The sequence below is a fragment of the Microbacterium sp. CPCC 204701 genome, assembly GCF_004010105.1.
Classification (GTDB): Bacteria; Actinomycetota; Actinomycetes; order Actinomycetales; family Microbacteriaceae; genus Microbacterium.
Window position 1 is genome coordinate 1 of the sequence record NZ_RRYE01000548.1, and the last position, 1,523, is coordinate 1,523.

Here is a 1,523-nt window from a genome sequence, read left to right on the forward strand (position 1 = left end):
GGGCGGCGAGGCGGCGACCTCGTCGGTGCCACCCCTTGCGCCGCCGCGACCACTGTCGCCGTGGCGGCTGCGCGTGTCGAACGGCCAGGTGGTCGCGCTCGATCGCACCGTCGTGATCGGGCGCCGCCCGCGCTCGACGCGCGTGTCGGGCACCGACCTGCCGCATCTCGTCGCGGTCGACAGCCCCCAGCAGGACATCTCCAGAAGCCACGTCGAGGTGCGGGTCGAAGGCGACAGCATCGTCGCGACCGACCTGCGCACCACCAACGGCACCACGCTGCGCCGCGCCGGCAGCGACCCGGTGCGCCTGCACCCGGGTGAGGGCACGGTCGTCGTGCCGGGCGACGTGCTCGATCTGGGTGACGGCATCACCGTCGCCGTCGAGGAGATGTCGTGAGCAAACGCGCCCCGATGACACCGCCGGACCTGCCCGGCTTCACTTACCTCGACCTGCTGGGCTCGGGCGGTTTCGCCGACGTCTATCTCTACGAGCAGCAGCTGCCCAAGCGCCGTGTCGCCGTGAAGGTGCTGCTCACCGATCGCATCTCGAGCGCGTCGGTCGAGGAGTTCACTGCCGAGGCGAACGTCATGGCGATGCTGTCGACCCACCCCGCGATCGTGACGATCTACCAGGCGGGCGTCGCCCGCGACGGCCGCCCGTACCTGGTGATGGAGTACTGCCCGAAGCCCAACCTGCAGGTGCGGTACCGCCGTGAGCCGTTCTCGGTCGCGGAGTCGCTGCGGGTCGGGATCCAGGTGGCGGCGGCGGTCGAGACGGCGCATCGCGCCGGAGTGCTCCACCGTGACATCAAACCCGCCAACATCCTGGTCACCGAGTACAACCGGCCCGCCCTCACCGACTTCGGCATCGCCTCGACGACGAGCGCCGCCGCCGAATCGGCGGGCCTGTCGATCCCGTGGTCGCCGCCCGAGTCGTTCGCCGACGTGCCCCGCAGCGACCCCCGGTCGGACGTCTACGCGCTCGGTGCCACGGTGTACACGCTGCTCGCCGGCCGCTCGCCGTTCGAGCTGCCGGGCCAGCGCAACGGCGCCGCCGAGCTCATCCAGCGCATCGAGACGATGCCGCTGCCGGCGCTCGGCCGCGCCGACATCCCGGTGTCGCTGCAGCGCGCCCTCGAGCGGGCGATGGCGAAGCCCTCCGCCGACCGGTACGACAGCGCGATCGCGTTCGCGCGCGCCCTGCAGAAGGTGCAGATCGAGCTGTCGCACGCGGTCACGGCCATCGACATCCTCGACGACCACGTGCCCGAGGACGTCGAGCAGGACGAGGACGACGGCCTCACGCGTGTCCGCGGCGTGGTGAGCATCGATCCCGAGACGGCTCCTGCCGCAGGCCTGACTCGTCCCTCCGCCACCACCGCGCCCAGCGGCTCGAGATTCGCGCCGCGGTCCGGCCCGGAGCGGGCCGTCGACGCGACCATCGCCCGCCCCTCATCGGGCGCCGCCGCACCCGACGCCGTCGACGCCACGATGCGTCGCGCGCCCACCTCGGCCGGACCGGG

At 72.6% G+C, this 1,523-nt stretch carries 2 protein-coding genes; both read left to right on the forward strand.

Features of this window, described 5'->3' with window-relative positions:
• On the forward strand, positions 1 to 397 hold a 397-nt coding region (locus tag EIO58_RS17735), incomplete at its 5' end, for an FHA domain-containing protein (protein WP_164861862.1).
• A gap of 14 nt (positions 398 to 411) precedes the next feature.
• Positions 412 to 1,523, forward strand: a 1,112-nt coding sequence (locus EIO58_RS17740; RefSeq protein ID WP_205789372.1) for a serine/threonine-protein kinase, incomplete at its 3' end; no start/stop codon positions are given.